We start from the raw sequence: 18,904 nt of genomic DNA, 5'->3' as shown, positions 1-18,904 counted from the left end.
GGCAACAACCACTGCCGAGCTTAAGTGGCAAACATAAAGGAACATGCATGAAAATTTTATATGGCGTACAAGGCACAGGGAATGGGCACATCGCTCGAGCGAGAGCAATGGCTGTGGCTTTTCGTCAGCAAAATATCGATGTCGACTTTCTGTTCTCTGGGCGAGACGAGAGCAAGTACTTCTCGATGGAAGCATTTGGTAATTATCAGACCCGCAGCGGCTTAACCTTTTACAGTGAGCAGGGGCAGGTTAAATACGGCAAGACATTCATCAAGAACAACATCTGGCGATTTCTCAGTGAGATTAATCAGATCGATTTGACGCCTTATGACTTAGTGTTGAATGACTTTGAACCTGTGACTGCATGGGCAGCTAAGAGGCAAGGTGTGCCATGCATTGGCATAAGCCACCAGAATGCGTTCCGCTACGATGTACCCAAAGAAGGGGGCAACTGGATTGAACATTCGGTGATTCAACATTTCGCCCCAACTGAGCATTCGATTGGTTTGCATTGGTATCACTTTGAACAACCAATACTGCCGCCTATCGTTCACACGCTGGCTGGTGATCAACAAACCAAAACAGCACAAGACTTTACGTTGATCTATTTGCCGTTTGAGGATCTTGAGTCGATCTCGGATCTGTTGATGAAGTTTATTTCGCACAACTTTGTCTGTTATCACCCGAATGTCATTGAGCACGGTCGAGTCGAAAATATTGAGTTCAAACCACTGAGTCATACCAGCTTCCAATTCGACCTCAATCAATGCTCTGGTGTAGTGGCTAATGGCGGTTTTGAATTGCCATCGGAAGCCCTAACCTTGGGCAAGAAATTGCTTCTCAAACCACTTGAGGGGCAGTTCGAACAACAGAGTAATGTTGCGACGCTTGAAGCGCTCGGGTTGGCTCAAACCATGAGCTTTTTAGATGCGGCTACCTTGCGTGGTTGGCTCGGTGAAAAGCAGGCCGAAGTGGTTACTTATCCCGACGTGGCAAGTGCACTTGTTGAGTGGGTGTTAGCGGGCAATTGGTCCAACCAAGATGACTTAAGAAAGCAACTTTGGGACAAGGTAGATTTTCCTAGTTATGCATCGCTCACTTAACTCATAAGTGTTATTTCTGAATCAACTAGCCAAACAATTCATGAGTTCAATAAATTGTAACAAATGTAACCAAACGATAGAACAGCTAAATAAGTCGAAATGAAACTCATAAGTGATGCATTTTATGTTTTTTTATAACTCTATAAATAATTGATTTTTAGATGTTATTTAATCATTAAGGTAAAATAAAATTATTCTTTATCAATCTTGTTGGTAGCTCGAGATTTATTGGTTAATAGTAATGGTAATCCGAAAAACATCGGTCTGATAAATATAAGAATTAGTGGTTATCTATTCCTATACCATTACCAATTTAACGCTGTCGAACCGACAAGAGGCAACTTGAATGTTAGAGAAAAAAGACGCAATGAGTGCTATTGCAAGCTACAGAATGGAAAGCACACTTCGTGGAGTCGACTTAAATCTTTTGACTGTATTTGATGCAGTTATGCAAGAGCAAAACATTACACGTGCAGCTCATAATCTGGGTATGTCTCAGCCTGCTGTAAGTAACGCTGTTGCTCGTCTAAAAGTGATGTTTAACGACGAACTATTCATGCGTCAAGGTCGTGGTATTCAGCCGACTCAACGTGCTCGTCAGTTGTTTGGTCCAATCCGCCAAGCACTACAGCTAGTACGCAATGAACTGCCAAGTTCTGTGTTCTCTCCAGAGTCGTCTTCTCGTCTGTTCAAACTTGCGATTTGTAGCCCTTGTGACATGCGTTTTGCACCTAAGATTATGTCGACAATCAACGACCAAGCACCTAGCGTTAAACTGCACATGGATGCAGAATTCGATCGTCAACTTTCTGAGCGTATGCGCTACCAAGAAATCGACTTCGTTATTGATTACGCTCGTTTTGATGAGCAGGGCTTTTCAAGCACTGAGATCTTCCAAGACGAATTAGTTGTTGTTGCTTCTGCTTCTCACCCACGTATCAACGGTGAAGTTTCAGCGGCAGAGCTGCTTAACGAAAAGCACGCAAAATTGTCTCGCATTCACGGTCAACGTAGCTTCTCTGAGCAAGCTTACCGTGACCTAGATTGCACGCCTTTCTACGAAGGTACGAGCTTGAGTAACGTTCTTTACGTTGTTGGTCAATCTGAATTAGTGACGATTGCACCTCGTTGGATGGTAGAACATGCAGCAAATAAAGAGCAGCTTCAGATTCTAGATTTCCCATTCGATAATGCGGCAATTTCAGGCTTCCTAAGCTGGCACGAATCAAGTGAAAAGGATAAAGGACACATTTGGTTACGAGATCAGTTAATGATGATCTGTGGCGAAGTAGTGGCGCTTAACTAAGCACTAATCCCTATGATTTATAAGCCCTAAGCTGGGAGTCTGGCTTAGGGCTTTTTTGTACCTGCTATTTTTGTTGATAGAAAACTTAGCGTGAGACGTACTATTACTTATAACTTTGAGCTTCATCAGTTGCCTTTTCCATGATCAGAGGTACACTTGTGCGCTCAAAAAAGCTTACAGGTGTAAGCCAAAGGTAAAGAGATGGCCAATTTAGATTTTCATATCGTAAAAAGACTTCGTGACCAAATTGCCCAAGGTGGCAACCGTACAGCTTTGAAGCATAAAGTCGACAATGTATGGCAAGGTATTAGCTGGGAACAGTTTGGACAACAGATCGATACGCTTTCGTTAGCACTGTTGGCTCACGGACTGAGAGTTCAGGATAAGATAGGCATCTTTTCGAACAATATGCCTCAGTGGACTGTGGCAGATTTTGCATCTTTACAAGCGCGTCTTGTAACGGTACCAATCTACCCAACCAACACAGCGGCGCAGTCTTCTTACATTATCCAAGATGCAGATGTGAAGATCTTATTCGTTGGCGAGCAAGCTCAATTTGATGCGGCGGTTAGCCTTTTTGAAGAGTGTGAACAGCTAGAAGTTGTTGTGGCGATGTCTGCTGATATCGACACTCAAGAACATAGTTTTGCTGTTTCATGGCAGGACTTCATGGCTCGTGGTGTTGAAGCTCAACAAGCGGAACTTGACGTTCGCTTAGCTGATGCAAACATGGATGACTTACTGACCCTTATCTATACCTCTGGCACGACAGGCCAACCAAAAGGTGTGATGCTTGATTACACTAATATTGGCTATCAATTGAAAGGTCACGATGAACGTCTTAGCTTAACTAAAGATGACGTATCACTGTGTTTCTTACCTTTGTCACACGTATTTGAGCGCGCTTGGACTTTCTATGCCCTTTATAAAGGTGCAACCAACTGTTACCTGCAAGACACGATGCAAGTACGCGATGCTCTAAGTGATGTAAAACCGACAGTAATGTGTGCAGTTCCCCGTTTCTACGAGAAGATTTTCTCAGCGATTCACGAGAAGGTATCTAAAGCACCGTTTATCCGTAAAGTGCTGTTTACTTGGGCGGTCAATATGGGAGCGAAGCTTTCTGTTTGTCACCAAGAAGGTCGTACTCCATCATTCATGCTGAAGAAGAGCCATGCGCTTGCCGATAAGCTTGTGTTATCTAAACTGCGAGCTCTGTTAGGCGGAAACATTAACTTTATGCCATGTGGTGGTGCGAAGCTTGATGAAACCATTGGTCGCTTCTTCCACGCGATTGGTATCAACGTAAAACTTGGCTACGGCATGACAGAAACCACGGCAACAGTATCGTGCTGGGATGACCGCTGTTTTAACCCTGATTCGATTGGTATGTCGATGCCGGGTGCTGAAGTCAAAATTGGTGCGAAGGACGAGATTCTTGTTCGTGGTCCAATGGTGATGCGTGGCTACTACAAGATGCCCGAAGAGACCGCTAAGACATTTGACGAGCACGGTTTCCTAAAGACTGGTGATGCGGGACATTTTGATGAAAATGGTAACCTGTTCATTACTGATCGTATTAAAGAATTGATGAAGACCTCTGGCGGTAAGTATATTGCACCGCAAGTGATTGAAGGCGCGATTGGTAAAGATCACTTTATCGAACAGATTGCCGTTATCGCTGATACGCGCAAATTCGTTTCTGCGTTGATCGTTCCTTGTTATGACTCGCTAGAAGAGTATGCCAAAGAGCTGAATATCAAGTATCACGACCGTGTTGAGCTTGTTAAACATCACCAGATTGTCGAGATGCTAGAGAAGCGCGTGAATGACTTACAGAAAGAGTTGGCTAAGTTTGAGCAAGTGAAGAAATTCAAGTTGCTGCCAAAAGCATTTTCTATGGATGATGGCGAACTGACACCTACTCAAAAATTGCGTCGTAAAGTTATCAACGATAAGTATCAAGACGAAATCGAAGAAATGTACAATGAAAAGCCTAAAGATAAGTAGTTTTCTGCTTAGATAAATTTTCAGTTGTTTAAAAATCCCCCTACGAATGTGATTGCATTTTTAGGGGGATTTTTTATGCCTGCTGACACAGCACAATGTGCGAAAGCGCACACCAATAAGGGCGTAATTAATCGATAAACCGTGATTCATTTGAATATTAAGCTCTTTTTTTTAGGTGTTAATTGGTTTTTAAATCTAACTATTGGGTTTGGTTTGGGTTTTATTTAATGCTTTCAGCTAATAGTTGGTTTTTTGACGTAATTATCGGATAACAGGTGTTAGACCAGATGATAATAAAGCGTTAAAGTTGTTTCGTATTACTGTTTGTTGTTATCACGACAGACAGCCATAGCCGAAAAAGTGGAAGTATTTCGAATTAGGCTACGAATAAGCCCTAGACTATGAAAAACCAGCCCAACATGTTCACCAAATATGGTTGGAAACTGGTGAGGAGAGCAATATGACAACAAAACCTGAAACAGCCATGTCATCCGGCGCTGAAATGTTATCCGGCGCTGAGATGGTGGTGCAGTCTCTAATTGAAGAGGGTGTAGAACAAATCTTTGGTTACCCAGGTGGTTCTGTACTTGATATCTATGATGCGCTGCATGCTAAAACTGCTGAAATTAAACACGTATTAGTACGACACGAACAAGCCGCTACCCATATGGCAGATGGCTATACTCGTTCTACCGGTAAGCCGGGCGTGGTACTTGTGTGTTCTGGTCCAGGTGCGACCAATACCGTTACTGGTATTGCCACAGCCTACATGGACTCAATTCCAATGATAGTTATTTCTGGTAACGTACCAAATAGCTTAATTGGTAATGACGCCTTCCAAGAGTGTGACATCGTGGGTGTATCCCGTCCGATCGTTAAACACAGCTTCCTCGTTAAGAAAGCGGAAGATATCCCTGAAGTCGTTAAAAAAGCATTCTATATTTCAACGACAGGACGTCCTGGTCCTGTGGTTATTGATCTGCCAAAAGACATCTTAAACCCACAAATCAAGCTTCCTTATGAATACCCAGAAACGATCAAAATGCGTTCATATAACCCAACGGTTACGGGTCATAAAGGTCAGATCAAAAAGGCGCTAAAAGCCCTTCTTGAAGCGAAGAAGCCGGTACTTTATGTCGGTGGTGGTGCGGTTATTTCTGAGGCAGATAAGCCGCTGTTAAAATTAGCAGAGGCACTGAATTTACCCGTGGTAAGCACCCTAATGGGGCTTGGCGCTTTCCCTGGTACCCATAAAAACTCTTTGGGTATGTTGGGCATGCATGGTTTGTATGAAGCCAATATGGCGATGCACAATGCGGACTTGATCTTTGGTATTGGCGTACGTTTCGATGATCGAACCACCAATAACCTAGATAAGTACTGCCCTGATGCGAAGATCATGCACATTGATATCGATCCATCTTCTATCTCTAAGAACGTTAAAGTGGATCTACCGATTGTAGGTTCCGCGGAAAAAGTACTAGAGAGCATGGTTAACCTGCTTATTGAGCAAGGTGGAACTAACGATGCAGAAGCGATGGAAAGCTGGTGGAGTGAAATTAAACAGTGGCAAGAGCGTGACTGCTTAGCGTATGACAAAACGTCTGGTCGTATTAAACCGCAACAAGTTATTGAAACACTTCATAAAGTAACCAATGGCGATGCCTATGTTGCTTCTGATGTAGGTCAACACCAAATGTTTGCTGCTTTGTACTACCCGTTTGACAAGCCACGCCGTTGGATTAACTCTGGTGGTCTAGGCACGATGGGCTTTGGCCTACCTGCTGGTATGGGCGTTAAGTTTGCGAAACCTGATGAAGAAGTTGTGATTGTTACTGGTGACGGCAGTATTCAAATGAATATCCAAGAGCTGTCGACTGCGCTGCAATACAATATTCCCGTTAAGATTATTAACCTTAACAACCGTTTCTTAGGCATGGTAAAACAGTGGCAAGACATTGTTTATCAAGGTCGTTACTCTAATTCATATATGGACTCTGTTCCTGATTTTGCTGCGATTGCCGAGGCTTATGGCCACGTTGGCATGCGTATTTCATCTCCGGATGAACTGGAATCAGGTTTGGAAAAAGCACTGGCGATGAAAGACCGTTTGGTATTTGTCGATATCAGTGTGGATGACACCGAGCACGTATACCCAATGCAGATCAAAGGCGAGGGTATGGATAACATGTGGCTAAGCAAAACGGAGAGAACATAATATGAGACACATCCTTTCACTATTAATGGAAAACCAACCAGGTGCACTTTCTCGAGTGGTTGGCTTGTTTTCTCAGCGTGGCTACAACATCGAGTCTTTGAATGTATCTCCTACGGATGATCCAACGCTTTCTCGTCTGAACGTCACCACTAACTCGAGCGAAATGCAGCTTGAGCAGATCCAAAAACAGCTACACAAGTTAATCGACGTACTTAAGGTACAAGAAGTGTCTGAGCTTGAGCATATCGAGCGTGAACTTTTGATGGTAAAAGTACGCGCTAGCGGCTTTGCTCGTGCTGAAGTGAAACGCACAGCGGATATCTTTCGTGGCCAAATCGTTGATGTGACGGCTTCGCAATATACGGTTCAAATGGCTGGCACTAGCGAGAAGCTGGATGCTTTCATTCAGGCATTGTCTGAAGTAACGGAAGTACTTGAAGTGGCTCGAAGTGGGGTTGTTGGCATCGCACGTGGTGAACGAGCGTTGAAAGCCTAAACAAGAAGTATTTAAAAAATAGTTTTAAAGCCGCTTTTTTAAGCGGCTTTTATTTTGTTAATTTCCTAGAGTGCTATAATATTGCGCTCTCTTTTTCTTCCTGAGCTAGTAATGCGAAATAAAAAATCAATAATTACATTACTAATCATCTCAATCACACTCTGTTCAGCTGTCGCTTTATATTACTTGCAGCGATATAAAGAAGTGAAGCAGCAGAGTTTTGACTACTCGGCCAAGCAAGCCGTCCATCAATTGGTGTACGCCAAGCGAGACTATGATCTTCTTAAGACTCAATTAGCCTCGGTGATGGGGTTGCTCAGTCACAGTCAAAGTCTTGTCAATTTTGCTGAATCTCCGTCGGAACAAACCAAAGATCTACTCGAAGAAGTTTGGCAGTCTGTCTTAGTGAACCAGAAGTGGTACACGAAGATTCATCTGTTGGACATTACGGGCAAAGAGCTGGTGCGCGTTAATTACTCGGCTGATACCGGGAGTGTGGCGGTCCCTCAAGAGCTACAAGACAAGTCTGATTCTAGCTATTTTCAACATGCACAAAATCTTGAAGCCGAGCAAATTGGTGGCTGGGGGATTGAACTTGAAACGGAGCATGGTGAGCTAACCTTCCCTTATGTACCTGTAATCCGTGTATTTACTCCTGTTGAAACACCAGAAAAACGCGTTGGTTACCTTGTTATCAATTTGGATGTATGGGGCTTATCGTCACGTCTTAGCTTTTCACCTGATAATGACCTAAGAGCGGAAATCATTAATGAATCCGGTTATTACATTGCGAGTAATAACAGCAGTAAGCTGTTTGGTGATTCTATCCCTGAAAGAAAAGGGTATAACCTGAAACACATCGCACCACAAACGTGGGAAGCGATTAACAACGATCAGGTTGGACACGTTTTTGAAGATGGTAACTTGTTTGCGTTTAACACCGTTATGCTCGCGAATAATCAAAAAGCTCACTTGCTGATTCAACTCAATCAGAAGCAGTTGATGGATAGGGCTGAACAGAGTCTAAATGATCTCTCTCAAGAAGAAGTTTTTGTATTACTGACGGTACTTGTTTTTGCGTTTCCGTTTGCATATTTAGTGACCCATTATCGACGTCGGAGCTTAGAAAGTAAGTTGGCGCGCGCCGCATTGAGTGGTATGTCTGCCGTGATGATCTCTGATAAGCAGCATCGTACTATGATGATCAACAACGAGTTTGAGAACATGACGGGGTACAGCAAAACTCAAGTTATCGGAAAGAACGCATTGCAGCTATTGCTTGAGAATACCGACCAAGAGCTCTCAAGTTCTGATATCTGGAGTCATTTAGAGCAAGAAGAAGTCTGGGAAGGTGAAGTAGAGTGTAAGAACAAACTGCGTATTCCTTTCACCGCGATCATGAGAGTCCAGGCGGTTAAAAATAACTCTGGAAAGGTCAGCTATTATATTACTTCCTTAGTCGATATTTCTGTTAGGAAGGAGCTTGAGGTGCGTTTGAGGATCTTAAGTGAACGAGATTCTTTGAGTAACCTTTGGAACCGCCGCAAGTTCGAAGAGCAGCTCGCGTATTATTCTCGCTTGGTCGAGCGTTACCCTAATGAAGCGACCACTTGCTTAGCTTTAGTCGATATTGATAACTTTAAACGAATCAATGACGAACTTGGCCACGATGAAGGCGACCGAGTGATTGCAAGTGTTGCAAGGCTTCTACAAGACAGTCTACGCAGTACTGATTTTGTTGCTCGCGTTGGGGGGGAGGAGTTTGCATTACTGATGCCACACACCTCACTGCCGGAAGCGAAACGTGTGTTGGATCGATTACGAATAGAAATAGAGCTATCCTCAGGGACTAAAGTGACGGTGAGTGTCGGTTTCACTGATTTGACAAGCAACAGCACTCGCTCATACAAATGTGCCGATGTTGGGCTCTACGAATCTAAATCGTCTGGGCGCAATACCGTCTCTATGTGCCCTAGTCATGCTGATGTCGCTTAATCTTTCATTACTCGATTAGTTTTTAATATTTCACTTGGCTTTCAACAGACTTAGCCCTTAAAAAGATTTACGTTTTAAGTGACTAACCACTTTCCTATCAAGCCATCTTTCTCGCTTCGTATCTTTTAAAGCTAGCCTTCAGCAGTTCCTTTCAACATCTATAATAGGAATCTCACTTTTGAGGCGACCTATGTCACAAGTCTTATGTAGTTAGACTAAAGTCTAATGCTGATGAAAATTTGAGCTAAAATAAACAATAAGTAAACTACCTTGCTTCAGGTTGCGTCGTGTTAAGCGAACCAATAAACAGAGTGTTTACCCGATATAAAAGGGATGACACCGTTAACTTAATTCAGCTGGTTAGCTCGCCTTATCAATGGCTTGAGAGATAGCAGTAGAATTAGGTTAGCTGTAGCAAGAGTTTGGGGATCATACTGTCTGGTTAAAAGAGGCGTGGTATGTTTGTCGATTTTTTAGTGAGGTTAACCATAGGCACATTGGTCATTCTTGGCTTTCAACTGAGTGCACTGTATTTTTTACCTATGGTTGTACTGCTCAATACTCACCACAAAGAGTTTTTTGGGTGGTAGTTCAGTCGTGATACTGGAAGCAAAAAACGGAGCCGTTGGGCTCCGTTTTTATTTGGTTAGAATCTATCTTGGCGTTATGCCGCTTCGATAACTTCTTCAATTCGTTTCATTGAACCGAGTAAATGTTGATCAAGTAACTCTGTTGCTTGTTCTGCATTCTTAGAGAGTACTAGCTTCATGATCATTTCGTGCTCATCAATATTGAACAGATCATCAGATGCTGTTTCAGCTGACATTGCTAAGAAGCGGTAACGTTTAACTTGGTTAATAAGTTCATCAAAGAACTTAAACATGTTCTCTGAATCAGCACCTTCAAGCAACGCGACATGGAATTGTTGGTGGCGTTCTTCCCATTCAACAGAATCAAATTCTTCTTCTACGTTCTGAAGGCGTGATAGTTTGTGGTAAGAGGTCAACACTTCTAATTCCCAGCTTTCATCGCCAGCTGAGATCGCTTTTTTAAGCAGAACGGAAGAGACCAGTCGAAGGCTTTCGTATAGGTCATTGAGTTCTTTCTTTGATACTGGAGATACCCAGCAGCCTTTCTGTGGCTCTAGCTTTACGTATTTACTCCAAGATAACTGCACTAAGGCTTCACGAATTGGAGATGCGCCTACGTTGTATCGTGCTTTTAGATCAGCAACAACGAGTTTTTGGCCAGGGGTTAACTCACCATTGAGAATATCTTGGCGAATCATCTTTGATACTTTGTCTGTGAGCGTAGGACTAGACATTACAAACCTCATGCATATTTGATTCTAGTCTGCTAATCCGTCTCTTAGAAAGAGCCCATGGAAGTTAACAGTACGTGATTCTACTGTGATTGATAATACAGCGTACTGAAAAGTTAGGCAAGATTTGTTTCATAAAAAAAGAGGGCCGAAGCCCTCTTTTATATTTTTATGCGAATCGGTTCATTCTTATAGAACGTGAACAGATGCCGTGTTTGTAGTACCAGAAGCTACTAGAGCGCCAGAAACCATTACTACGATATCGCCTTTGTTACCTAGGCCAGATTGTAGAGCGATTTCTTTACCGTTGATGTAGAACGTGTCTGTGTTCTCGATAGAGTCAACAAGAACTGGTTTAACACCTTTAGTAAGAACTAGCTGTGCAGCTGTCTTTTCGTTAGTTGTTAGAGCAAGGATGTTTGCAGTTGGGAAGTACTTACGTACTGAACGTGCAGACTTACCGCCTTCAGTTGCAACAACGATTAGAGGAGCCGCTAGCTTCTCTGCTGTGTCTACCGCACCTTTACATACTGCTTCAGTAATGCGTAGACGTGGGCTGTCTAGACGAGAACCTAGCTCAGCTTTAAGAGCTGAATCAGTGCGGTTCGCGATTTGAGCCATGATAGTTACAGCTTCAACTGGGTACTTACCTTTAGCAGTTTCACCAGAAAGCATTACTGCATCAGTACCATCCATGATTGCGTTCGCAACGTCACCCGCTTCAGCACGAGTTGGACGTGGGTTGCTGATCATAGAGTCAAGCATTTGAGTTGCAGTGATAACCATCTTACGTGCGCGGTTACACTTCTCGATCATCATCTTCTGAGCGAAGATTACTTCTTCAGCTGGGATTTCAACACCTAGGTCACCACGAGCAACCATGATGCCGTCAGAAGCTTCAAGGATTGAATCGAAGTTATCTACACCTTCTTGGTTTTCAATCTTAGAAATGATGTGGATGTTCTCGCCGCCGTTAGCGTTTAGAAGCTCACGGATTTCTTTAACGTCGTCTTCTTTACGGATGAAAGAAGCAGCGACGAAATCAACGCCTTGCTCACAACCAAACTTAAGGTCAGCTTTGTCTTTCTCAGAAAGAGCTGGAAGTTGAACAGAAACGCCAGGAAGGTTAACACCTTTGTTTTCGCCTAGAGCACCGTTGTTAAGAACTTTACACTTAACTTCAGTTTCTGTTGTTGCGATAACTTCCATTTCGATTAGGCCGTCATCAACAAGGATAGTGTTACCAGCAGTTAGGTCTTTAGCGAAACCTAGGTAAGTTACTGCTACTACGTCTTTGTTACCAACAACTGTTGCGTCAGTTGTGAAAGTGAACTCTTGACCAGCTACTAGATCTACGTCGTTACCATCTTCAAGTTTGATAGTACGGATTTCTGGACCTTTAGTATCTAGAAGGATAGCAAGTTGCTCACCTTTTTTTTCCATTACTGTACGGAAGTTCGCGATACGAGTGCCGTGTTCTGCGAAGTCACCGTGAGAGAAGTTAAGACGCATAACGTTCATGCCAGCATCTACTAGTTCAGTTAGCTTCTCTACAGATTCAGTTTTAGGGCCAATCGTACATACGATTTTGGTCTTTTTCATGGAAGGTACTCTCCGGTAAGTATTGTTACAATTTGAAATTTATTTAAGGTCTGAAGATTGGTCCGCTACATCAACATTTTGTGCCTGTTGTGTAAAAGCGCGGGACTTCCAATATGTCCTTCAGAGTTGTAAGTCTTTCATCAATTTTAGTCATTTTATGACCAAAAGATTTTGATTCAATATCGGTTTTATGTGACTTACCCCACTATATAAGAGGTAAGTTGCAAAAAAATAACAGTCAGTTTTGTAATTTTTTTTCTTTTCGGGTGCGGATTCTACCACCTAATCAGTTCAATATCACTGCTTAACAATTGTCTTAGGACAAGGTTTTATCGCTATTTATTAATTTTTTGGATCAAAATAAATGGACTAAATAGTTTCGTTGTAACTATAATATGTTTCAAATCGAAACTTACTGGCCTTTTTTAAATGTCGAAACGAAACACCCAGCTCAGAAGACATGCTATTTCTAACCTCGTTAATGAAAAGGGGGAGGTTAGTGTTGATGAACTATCCGCTAAATTCGAAACCTCAGAGGTCACGATTAGAAAGGACTTAGCGTCTTTAGAGAAAAACGGTCAGCTTTTGCGCCGTTATGGTGGTGCGATTTCATTACCGAAAGAGGTTGTGAACGAAGAACTGGGTCCACAAGTTTCGACTCGAAAGATTTCATTAGCGAAAGCCGCTGCAGATCTAATTCGCGACCATAATCGCATTGTGATCGATAGCGGTAGCACGACAGGAGCGCTAATTCAGCAGCTCAATAGCAAACGTGGTTTGGTTGTAATGACCAACTCGTTGCATGTTGCTAATGCACTTAATGAGTTGGAAAGCGAACCAACACTGCTAATGACCGGCGGCACTTGGGATACCCATTCGGATTCTTTTCAAGGCAAAGTCGCAGAATCAGTACTTCGAGCTTACGATTTTGATCAACTATTTATCGGGGCTGATGGTATCGACCTTGATAGAGGCACAACTACGTTCAATGAATTGGTTGGCCTAAGTAAAGTAATGGCTGAAGTGTCACGAGAAGTGATCGTGATGGTTGAGTCGGAAAAGGTGGGACGAAAGATCCCGAACTTAGAGCTGGCATGGGAACACATTGACATCTTAATTACCGATACAGACTTAGGCGAAGAATCCAAAGCAAGTATCGAATCACATGATGTTCGAGTGATCCTGACCGATCCAGCGTAAAAACAAATTTAAGTATTATGCATTTACCTTCCTATAATTGATCTTAATAAAGATCTGGCCTTTGCTTGCTGCCAATAGGAATAAAACGAAATTGATGGAGTGAAACTATGTGTGGAATTGTTGGTGCAGTAGCACAGCGTGATGTAGCCGAAATTTTAGTAGAAGGCCTTCGCCGCCTAGAATACCGAGGCTACGATTCAGCGGGTGTCGCTGTAGTTGATAGCGAATCTAACCTAACTCGTGTACGCCGCCTTGGTAAAGTACAAGAGCTAGCAGACGCCGTCGATCAACAACATGTCATTGGCGGTACTGGTATCGCTCATACACGTTGGGCGACACACGGTGAGCCTTCTGAAGCAAACGCACACCCACACATGTCGGGCGATATTGCCGTTGTACACAATGGCATTATCGAAAACCACGAAACACTGCGCGCTCTGCTGCAAGAGCGTGGCTACGTGTTTACTTCACAAACAGATACTGAAGTTATCGCTCACTTAGTTGAATGGGAACTTCGTACGTCAGCTTCTTTGGTTGAAGCGCTTCAAAAGACAGCGAAACAATTAGACGGTGCATACGGCACAGTGGCGGTTGATCGTAAAGATCCTAGCCGTATCGTTGTTGCTCGTTCTGGTAGCCCAATCGTTATCGGTTTTGGTGTGGGCGAGAACTTCCTTGCTTCTGACCAACTAGCGCTATTAAGCGTAACTCGTCGCTTCATGTACTTAGAAGAAGGTGATGTTGCTGAGGTGACTCGTCGTGATGTAACAGTATTTGATGTGGCGGGCGAGCGTGTTGAGCGTGAAATCGTTGAATCAAACGCAGAACACGATGCAGGTGACAAAGGCCAATACCGTCACTTCATGCAGAAAGAAATCTTTGAGCAGCCAACAGCATTAATCAACACAATGGAAGGCCGTATCTCTGACACTTCTGTAATCACTAATGCAATCGGTGTTAAAGCGGAAGAGATTCTAAGCAAGGTTGAACACGTGCAGATCATCGCATGTGGTACGTCTTACAACTCAGGCATGGCAGCTCGTTACTGGTTTGAATCTCTAGCCGGCGTAAGCTGTGACGTAGAGATTGCTTCTGAATTCCGTTACCGTGATTTCGTTGTTCGTCCGAATAGCCTATTGGTGACTCTGTCTCAGTCTGGTGAAACGGCTGATACGCTTGCTGCACTTCGTCTTGCAAAAGAGAAGGGTTACATGTCAGCAATGACTATCTGTAACGTTGCAGGTTCTTCGCTAGTTCGTGAATCTGATTTTGCCTTTATGACTCGCGCAGGAACAGAGATCGGCGTAGCTTCAACTAAAGCCTTCACAACACAGCTAGCGGCAATGCTGATGATGGTAACTTCAATTGGTCGTCTACAAGGTCGCATCAATGAAGAGAAAGAAGCAGAGATCGTTCAAGCACTGCATCAACTGCCTGCTGATATCGAGAAAGCATTAGCGTTTGATAAAGAGATCGAAGCGCTAGCACCTGATTTTGCTGATAAGCATCACACACTGTTCTTGGGTCGTGGTGAGTTCTACCCAATCGCGATGGAAGCGTCTCTGAAACTGAAAGAGATCTCTTACATCCACGCAGAAGCATACGCGGCTGGTGAGCTTAAGCACGGTCCTTTGGCTCTTATCGATGCAGATATGCCTGTAGTCGTTATTGCACCAAGCAACGACTTATTAGAGAAGCTGAAATCAAACGTTGAAGAAGTACGTGCTCGTGGCGGTCTACTTTACGTATTCGCAGATGAAGATGCAGGCTTTGAAAGCGATGAGAACATGAAGATCATCAAGATGCCTCACGTAAGTGAAGTAACAGCACCTATCTACTACACAGTACCGATGCAGCTGTTGTCTTACCACGTAGCACTAATCAAAGGTACCGATGTTGACCAACCTCGTAACCTAGCGAAAGCGGTTACGGTTGAATAATCGTTAGCTTGTCTAAGAAAATTAGATAATAAGAAGCCCATCCTGTGATGGGCTTTTTTGTGTCTGTTAGCTAACGATCAGCGTTAGATCTAGCTTTAACGGCATTAAGCATTAAGTGCTTGCTCTAGGTCAGCCAAGATATCGTCAATGTGTTCAATACCGACCGACAGACGAATCATCTCTGGTGACACACCTGCTTGCTTTTGTTCCGCTTCGCTTAATTGACGGTGTGTTGTAGAAGCAGGGTGACAAGCGAGAGATTTTGCATCGCCGATGTTCACCAAGCGCTTGAATATTTGCAGCGCATCATAGAAACGAACACCGGCTTCATAACCATCTTTCAAGCCAAAAGATAAAATGGCAGACGGCTTACCTTGCATGTACTTCTCAGCCAATGGGTAGAACTCAGAGGTTGGTAACCCCGCGTAGCTTACCCAACTCACGTTCTCATGTTGCTTAAGGTATTCTGCTACTTTCAGTGCATTCTCGGTGTGTCGCTCCATACGTAGCGACAACGTTTCTAGACCCTGCATCAACATGAAGGCATTCATGGGTGATAGTGCTGCGCCTGTATTACGTAATGGAACGGTTCGAGCGCGGCCAATAAATGCGGCTTCGCCAAAGGCTTCGGTATACACCACACCGTGGTAAGAAGGTTCTGGTTGATTAAAGACCGGGAAGCGATCTTTGTGTTCTGCCCATGGGAATTTCCCTGAATCGACAATAACACCCCCCAACGTTGTTCCGTGACCACCAACGTATTTGGTGAGTGAGTGAACCACAATATCGGCACCAAAGTCGATAGGTTTGCATAGCACTGGTGTAGCCACCGTATTATCAACAATCACAGGTACGCCTTGTGCGTGAGCAAGCTCAGCAACACGTTCTAAGTCGATAATATTGCCTGCTGGGTTACCGATACTTTCACAATAAACCGCCTTGGTCTTTTCATCGATCAATGCCGCTAAGCTTTCAGGTTTGTCGTCTTTGGCAAAGCGAACTTCTATCCCTTGGTTTGGTAGCATATGAGCAAATAGAGTGTAAGTACCGCCGTAAAGTTGAGGTGTTGAAACGATATTGTCACCGATTTGTGCCAACGTTTGAATCGCGTAGTTGATCGCCGCGCTGCCTGCACTCACCACTAAGCCTGCAATACCACCTTCTAAGGCTGCCATGCGCTTTTCTAGTACATCATTGGTTGGGTTCATTATACGAGTGTAGATATTACCTGGTACCGCAAGGTTAAACAGGTCGGCGCCGTGTTGTGCGTCATCGAATTCGTAAGCAACGGTTTGGTAAATAGGAGTCGCAACCGATTTGGTTGTTGGATCAGTGTCGTAGCCGAAGTGAATCGAGAGCGTTTCGTCTTTCATGAGTCTTCCCTGAACTATTGAATGATTTGTGTACTCTCATATTGCCGATTTTTTTATAAAAGAAAAGTATGTTTAGTCACATAGAAGAAATTGGACGAATGGGACAGAGCGTTGAGCTAGAAGATAAAGGACTAGAAAAGCAAAAAGCCAGAGCAGCGTGAACTGTTCTGGCTTTTCTAATTTGGTGGCCCCTCCCAGATTTGAACTGGGGACCGAACGATTATGAGTCGTGCGCTCTAACCACTGAGCTAAGGGGCCGTAGGGCATAGATTATAGGGGAACCAATCAATGGTGTCTAGACACTATGAGGGGCAATTCCGCTTACATCTTAGCCACTTAAATCACGTAGGCACAAAAAAGGTGAGCCAACGCTCACCTTTTTTATTTTATGCTTAAAAGCTAACCACACTAAAGCGTGTAATTACTCGTCTAGGAAGCTACGCAGAGTTTCTGAGCGGCTTGGGTGACGAAGTTTACGCAGTGCTTTTGCTTCGATCTGACGGATACGTTCACGAGTTACGTCGAACTGCTTACCAACCTCTTCAAGAGTGTGGTCAGTGTTCATGTCGATACCGAAACGCATACGCAGTACTTTCGCTTCACGAGGAGTTAGGCCTGCAAGAACGTCTTTAGTTGCGCCGCGTAGGCTGGTTGCCGTTGCAGAGTCTAAAGGCAGTTCTAGCGTTGTATCCTCGATGAAATCACCTAGATGCGAATCTTCGTCGTCACCGATTGGTGTCTCCATTGAGATAGGCTCTTTAGCGATTTTCAGTACTTTTCGGATCTTGTCTTCAGGCATTTGCATGCGCTCAGCCAACTCTTCCGGAAGCGGTTCACGACCCATCTCTTGTAGCATTTGACGAGAGATACGGTTTAGTTTGTTGATCGTTTCGATCATGTGAACAGGAATACGGATAGTACGAGCTTGGTCGGCAATCGAACGAGTGATTGCTTGACGGATCCACCAAGTAGCGTAAGTAGAGAATTTGTAACCACGACGGTATTCAAACTTATCTACCGCTTTCATCAGACCGATGTTACCTTCTTGGATCAGATCCAGGAATTGTAGGCCACGGTTTGTGTACTTCTTAGCAATCGAGATTACTAGACGTAAGTTCGCTTCAACCATCTCTTTCTTCGCACGACGAGCTTTCGCTTCACCGATAGACATACGACGGCTGATATCTTTGATGCTTTGAACAGTAAGAGACGTTTCACGTTCGATGATATCCAGCTTTTGGATAGAGCGACGGATGTCGTGTTCGTTACGTTTGATCTTTTCTGCGTATGGCTTGTCTGAAGCAAGAACTTCGTCCAACCATACTTCGCTAGATTCATTGCCAGTAAATAGAGCAATGAAAGATTTCTTCGGCATTTTGCCGTACTCAACCGTTTGACGCATGATTAGGCGTTCTTGAGTACGTACGCGATCCATTGAAGTACGCAGTTCGTTTACTAGGTAATCAAACTGTTTTGGCGTCAGACGGAATTCTTTGAATACGTCTTGCATCATTGTTGTTGCAAGCGTTGCTTTCGGGCTTTCGTGGCCGTATTCATTGATTGCTAGTTGACGGTTTTGGTAGCTAGTGCGAAGCGCTGTGAATTTCTCAAGAGCAAGCTCAGGATCAATACCTGTATCTTCCTCTTCTTCTTCCTCGTCGTCTTCTGCTTCTTCTTTGTCTTCGTCTTCTAGATCAGTTTTAGCGAGCTCTGAACCGATGTGAGTCGCCGTTGGCGCAGCTGTGCCATCGTCGTCTGGGTCAACAAAGCCATTGATTAGATCTGTTAAGCGAATCTCTTCAGCGAGTACGCGGTCAAACTGTTCCAAGATGTATGGAATCGTGCCTGGGTACTCAGCAACAGATAATTGAACGGTATTGATACCATCTTCAATACGCTTCGCAATGTCGATTTCGCCTTCACGAGTCAGTAGTTCAACTGTACCCATTTCACGCATGTACATACGAACTGGGTCAGTTGTACGGCCAATCTCGCTTTCTACGCTTGAAAGCGCAGCAGCAGCAGCTTCAGCTGCATCTTCATCTATATTGGCATCGTCATCATTAAGAGCTAGATCATCAGCGTCAGGTGCAGTTTCTACTACCTTGATACCCATGTCATTGATCATTTGAATGATGTCTTCTACCTGTTCAGAATCCACGATTTCTGCAGGTAGGTGGTCGTTTACTTCGGCGTAGGTCAGATAGCCTTGTTCCTTGCCTTTAATAACAAGTAATTTTAGCTGTGACTGCGGATTTTGATCCATAGATGATATCCAACTTCAGGTCTGGTGAAGGACGTTGCATTCTCAAATGCAAACCAATTATGTTAACAAATTTA

13 protein-coding genes and 1 tRNA gene are annotated in these 18,904 nt (G+C 43.8%); 9 read left to right on the top strand and 5 right to left on the bottom strand.

Annotated elements, in window-relative coordinates; translation table 11 throughout:
- Positions 1-47 precede the first annotated feature (47 nt).
- The 7 genes from L3V33_RS21475 to L3V33_RS23200 all read left to right on the top strand — a co-directional run bounded on the left by L3V33_RS21475 (position 48) and on the right by L3V33_RS23200 (position 9,718).
- A complete protein-coding gene (locus tag L3V33_RS21475; protein WP_237291165.1) occupies positions 48-1,103 on the top strand; it encodes an MJ1255/VC2487 family glycosyltransferase in 1,056 nt (351 codons plus the stop codon).
- A 346-nt stretch (positions 1,104-1,449) separates the two neighbouring features.
- A complete protein-coding gene (gene leuO / locus L3V33_RS21470) occupies positions 1,450-2,409 on the top strand; it encodes a transcriptional regulator LeuO (protein ID WP_060983006.1) in 960 nt (319 codons plus the stop codon).
- Between the two features lie 201 nt (positions 2,410-2,610).
- A complete protein-coding gene (locus L3V33_RS21465) occupies positions 2,611-4,419 on the top strand; it encodes a long-chain fatty acid--CoA ligase (protein WP_237291164.1) in 1,809 nt (602 codons plus the stop codon).
- A gap of 460 nt (positions 4,420-4,879) precedes the next feature.
- Positions 4,880-6,637, top strand: a complete 1,758-nt coding sequence (locus L3V33_RS21460) for an acetolactate synthase 3 large subunit (protein WP_054541385.1) — start codon at positions 4,880-4,882, stop codon at positions 6,635-6,637.
- A 1-nt stretch (position 6,638) separates the two neighbouring features.
- Positions 6,639-7,133: an acetolactate synthase small subunit gene (gene ilvN / locus L3V33_RS21455; RefSeq protein WP_004735875.1), complete on the top strand. Its 495-nt coding sequence runs from the start codon at positions 6,639-6,641 to the stop codon at positions 7,131-7,133.
- Between the two features lie 111 nt (positions 7,134-7,244).
- Positions 7,245-9,128 carry a diguanylate cyclase gene (locus L3V33_RS21450; protein ID WP_237291163.1) on the top strand — a complete coding sequence of 628 codons (1,884 nt, stop codon included), beginning with the start codon at positions 7,245-7,247 and terminating at the stop codon, positions 9,126-9,128.
- Between the two features lie 458 nt (positions 9,129-9,586).
- On the top strand, positions 9,587-9,718 hold the full coding sequence (locus L3V33_RS23200) for a hypothetical protein (protein WP_004735873.1): 132 nt from the start codon (positions 9,587-9,589) through the stop codon (positions 9,716-9,718).
- Between the two features lie 74 nt (positions 9,719-9,792).
- Here the strand turns inward: L3V33_RS23200 and L3V33_RS21445 are convergent, their stop codons facing one another.
- Together L3V33_RS21445 and pykF are read right to left on the bottom strand one after the other, a co-directional pair.
- Complete coding sequence (locus L3V33_RS21445; RefSeq protein WP_017080206.1) at positions 9,793-10,464, bottom strand: FCD domain-containing protein; 672 nt, start codon at positions 10,462-10,464, stop codon at positions 9,793-9,795.
- A gap of 174 nt (positions 10,465-10,638) precedes the next feature.
- Entirely contained in the window at positions 10,639-12,051 is a 1,413-nt protein-coding gene (gene pykF, locus L3V33_RS21440; RefSeq protein ID WP_054547842.1) for a pyruvate kinase PykF, read from the bottom strand.
- 429 nt (positions 12,052-12,480) lie between these two features.
- Here pykF and L3V33_RS21435 point away from each other — a divergent pair, with 429 nt between their 5' ends.
- Entirely contained in the window at positions 12,481-13,251 is a 771-nt protein-coding gene (locus L3V33_RS21435; protein ID WP_004736011.1) for a DeoR family transcriptional regulator, read from the top strand.
- A 107-nt stretch (positions 13,252-13,358) separates the two neighbouring features.
- A complete protein-coding gene (gene glmS, locus L3V33_RS21430; protein ID WP_004736010.1) occupies positions 13,359-15,191 on the top strand; it encodes a glutamine--fructose-6-phosphate transaminase (isomerizing) in 1,833 nt (610 codons plus the stop codon).
- A 104-nt stretch (positions 15,192-15,295) separates the two neighbouring features.
- Here glmS and L3V33_RS21425 read toward each other — a convergent pair whose 3' ends face one another.
- The 3 genes from L3V33_RS21425 to rpoD all read right to left on the bottom strand — a co-directional run bounded on the left by L3V33_RS21425 (position 15,296) and on the right by rpoD (position 18,830).
- A complete protein-coding gene (locus L3V33_RS21425; protein ID WP_017080208.1) occupies positions 15,296-16,564 on the bottom strand; it encodes an aminotransferase class V-fold PLP-dependent enzyme in 1,269 nt (422 codons plus the stop codon).
- A 182-nt stretch (positions 16,565-16,746) separates the two neighbouring features.
- Positions 16,747-16,822 (bottom strand) — tRNA-Ile (locus tag L3V33_RS21420).
- 163 nt (positions 16,823-16,985) lie between these two features.
- On the bottom strand, positions 16,986-18,830 hold the full coding sequence (rpoD, locus tag L3V33_RS21415) for an RNA polymerase sigma factor RpoD (RefSeq protein ID WP_237291162.1): 1,845 nt from the start codon (positions 18,828-18,830) through the stop codon (positions 16,986-16,988).
- Positions 18,831-18,904 lie beyond the last annotated feature (74 nt).

The sequence above is a fragment of the Vibrio sp. A2-1 genome (assembly GCF_021728355.1).
GTDB lineage: Bacteria > Pseudomonadota > Gammaproteobacteria > Enterobacterales > Vibrionaceae > Vibrio > Vibrio splendidus_K.
Note: the sequence above shows the minus strand (reverse complement) of the source record. Positions and strands in the feature narration are given on the sequence as shown.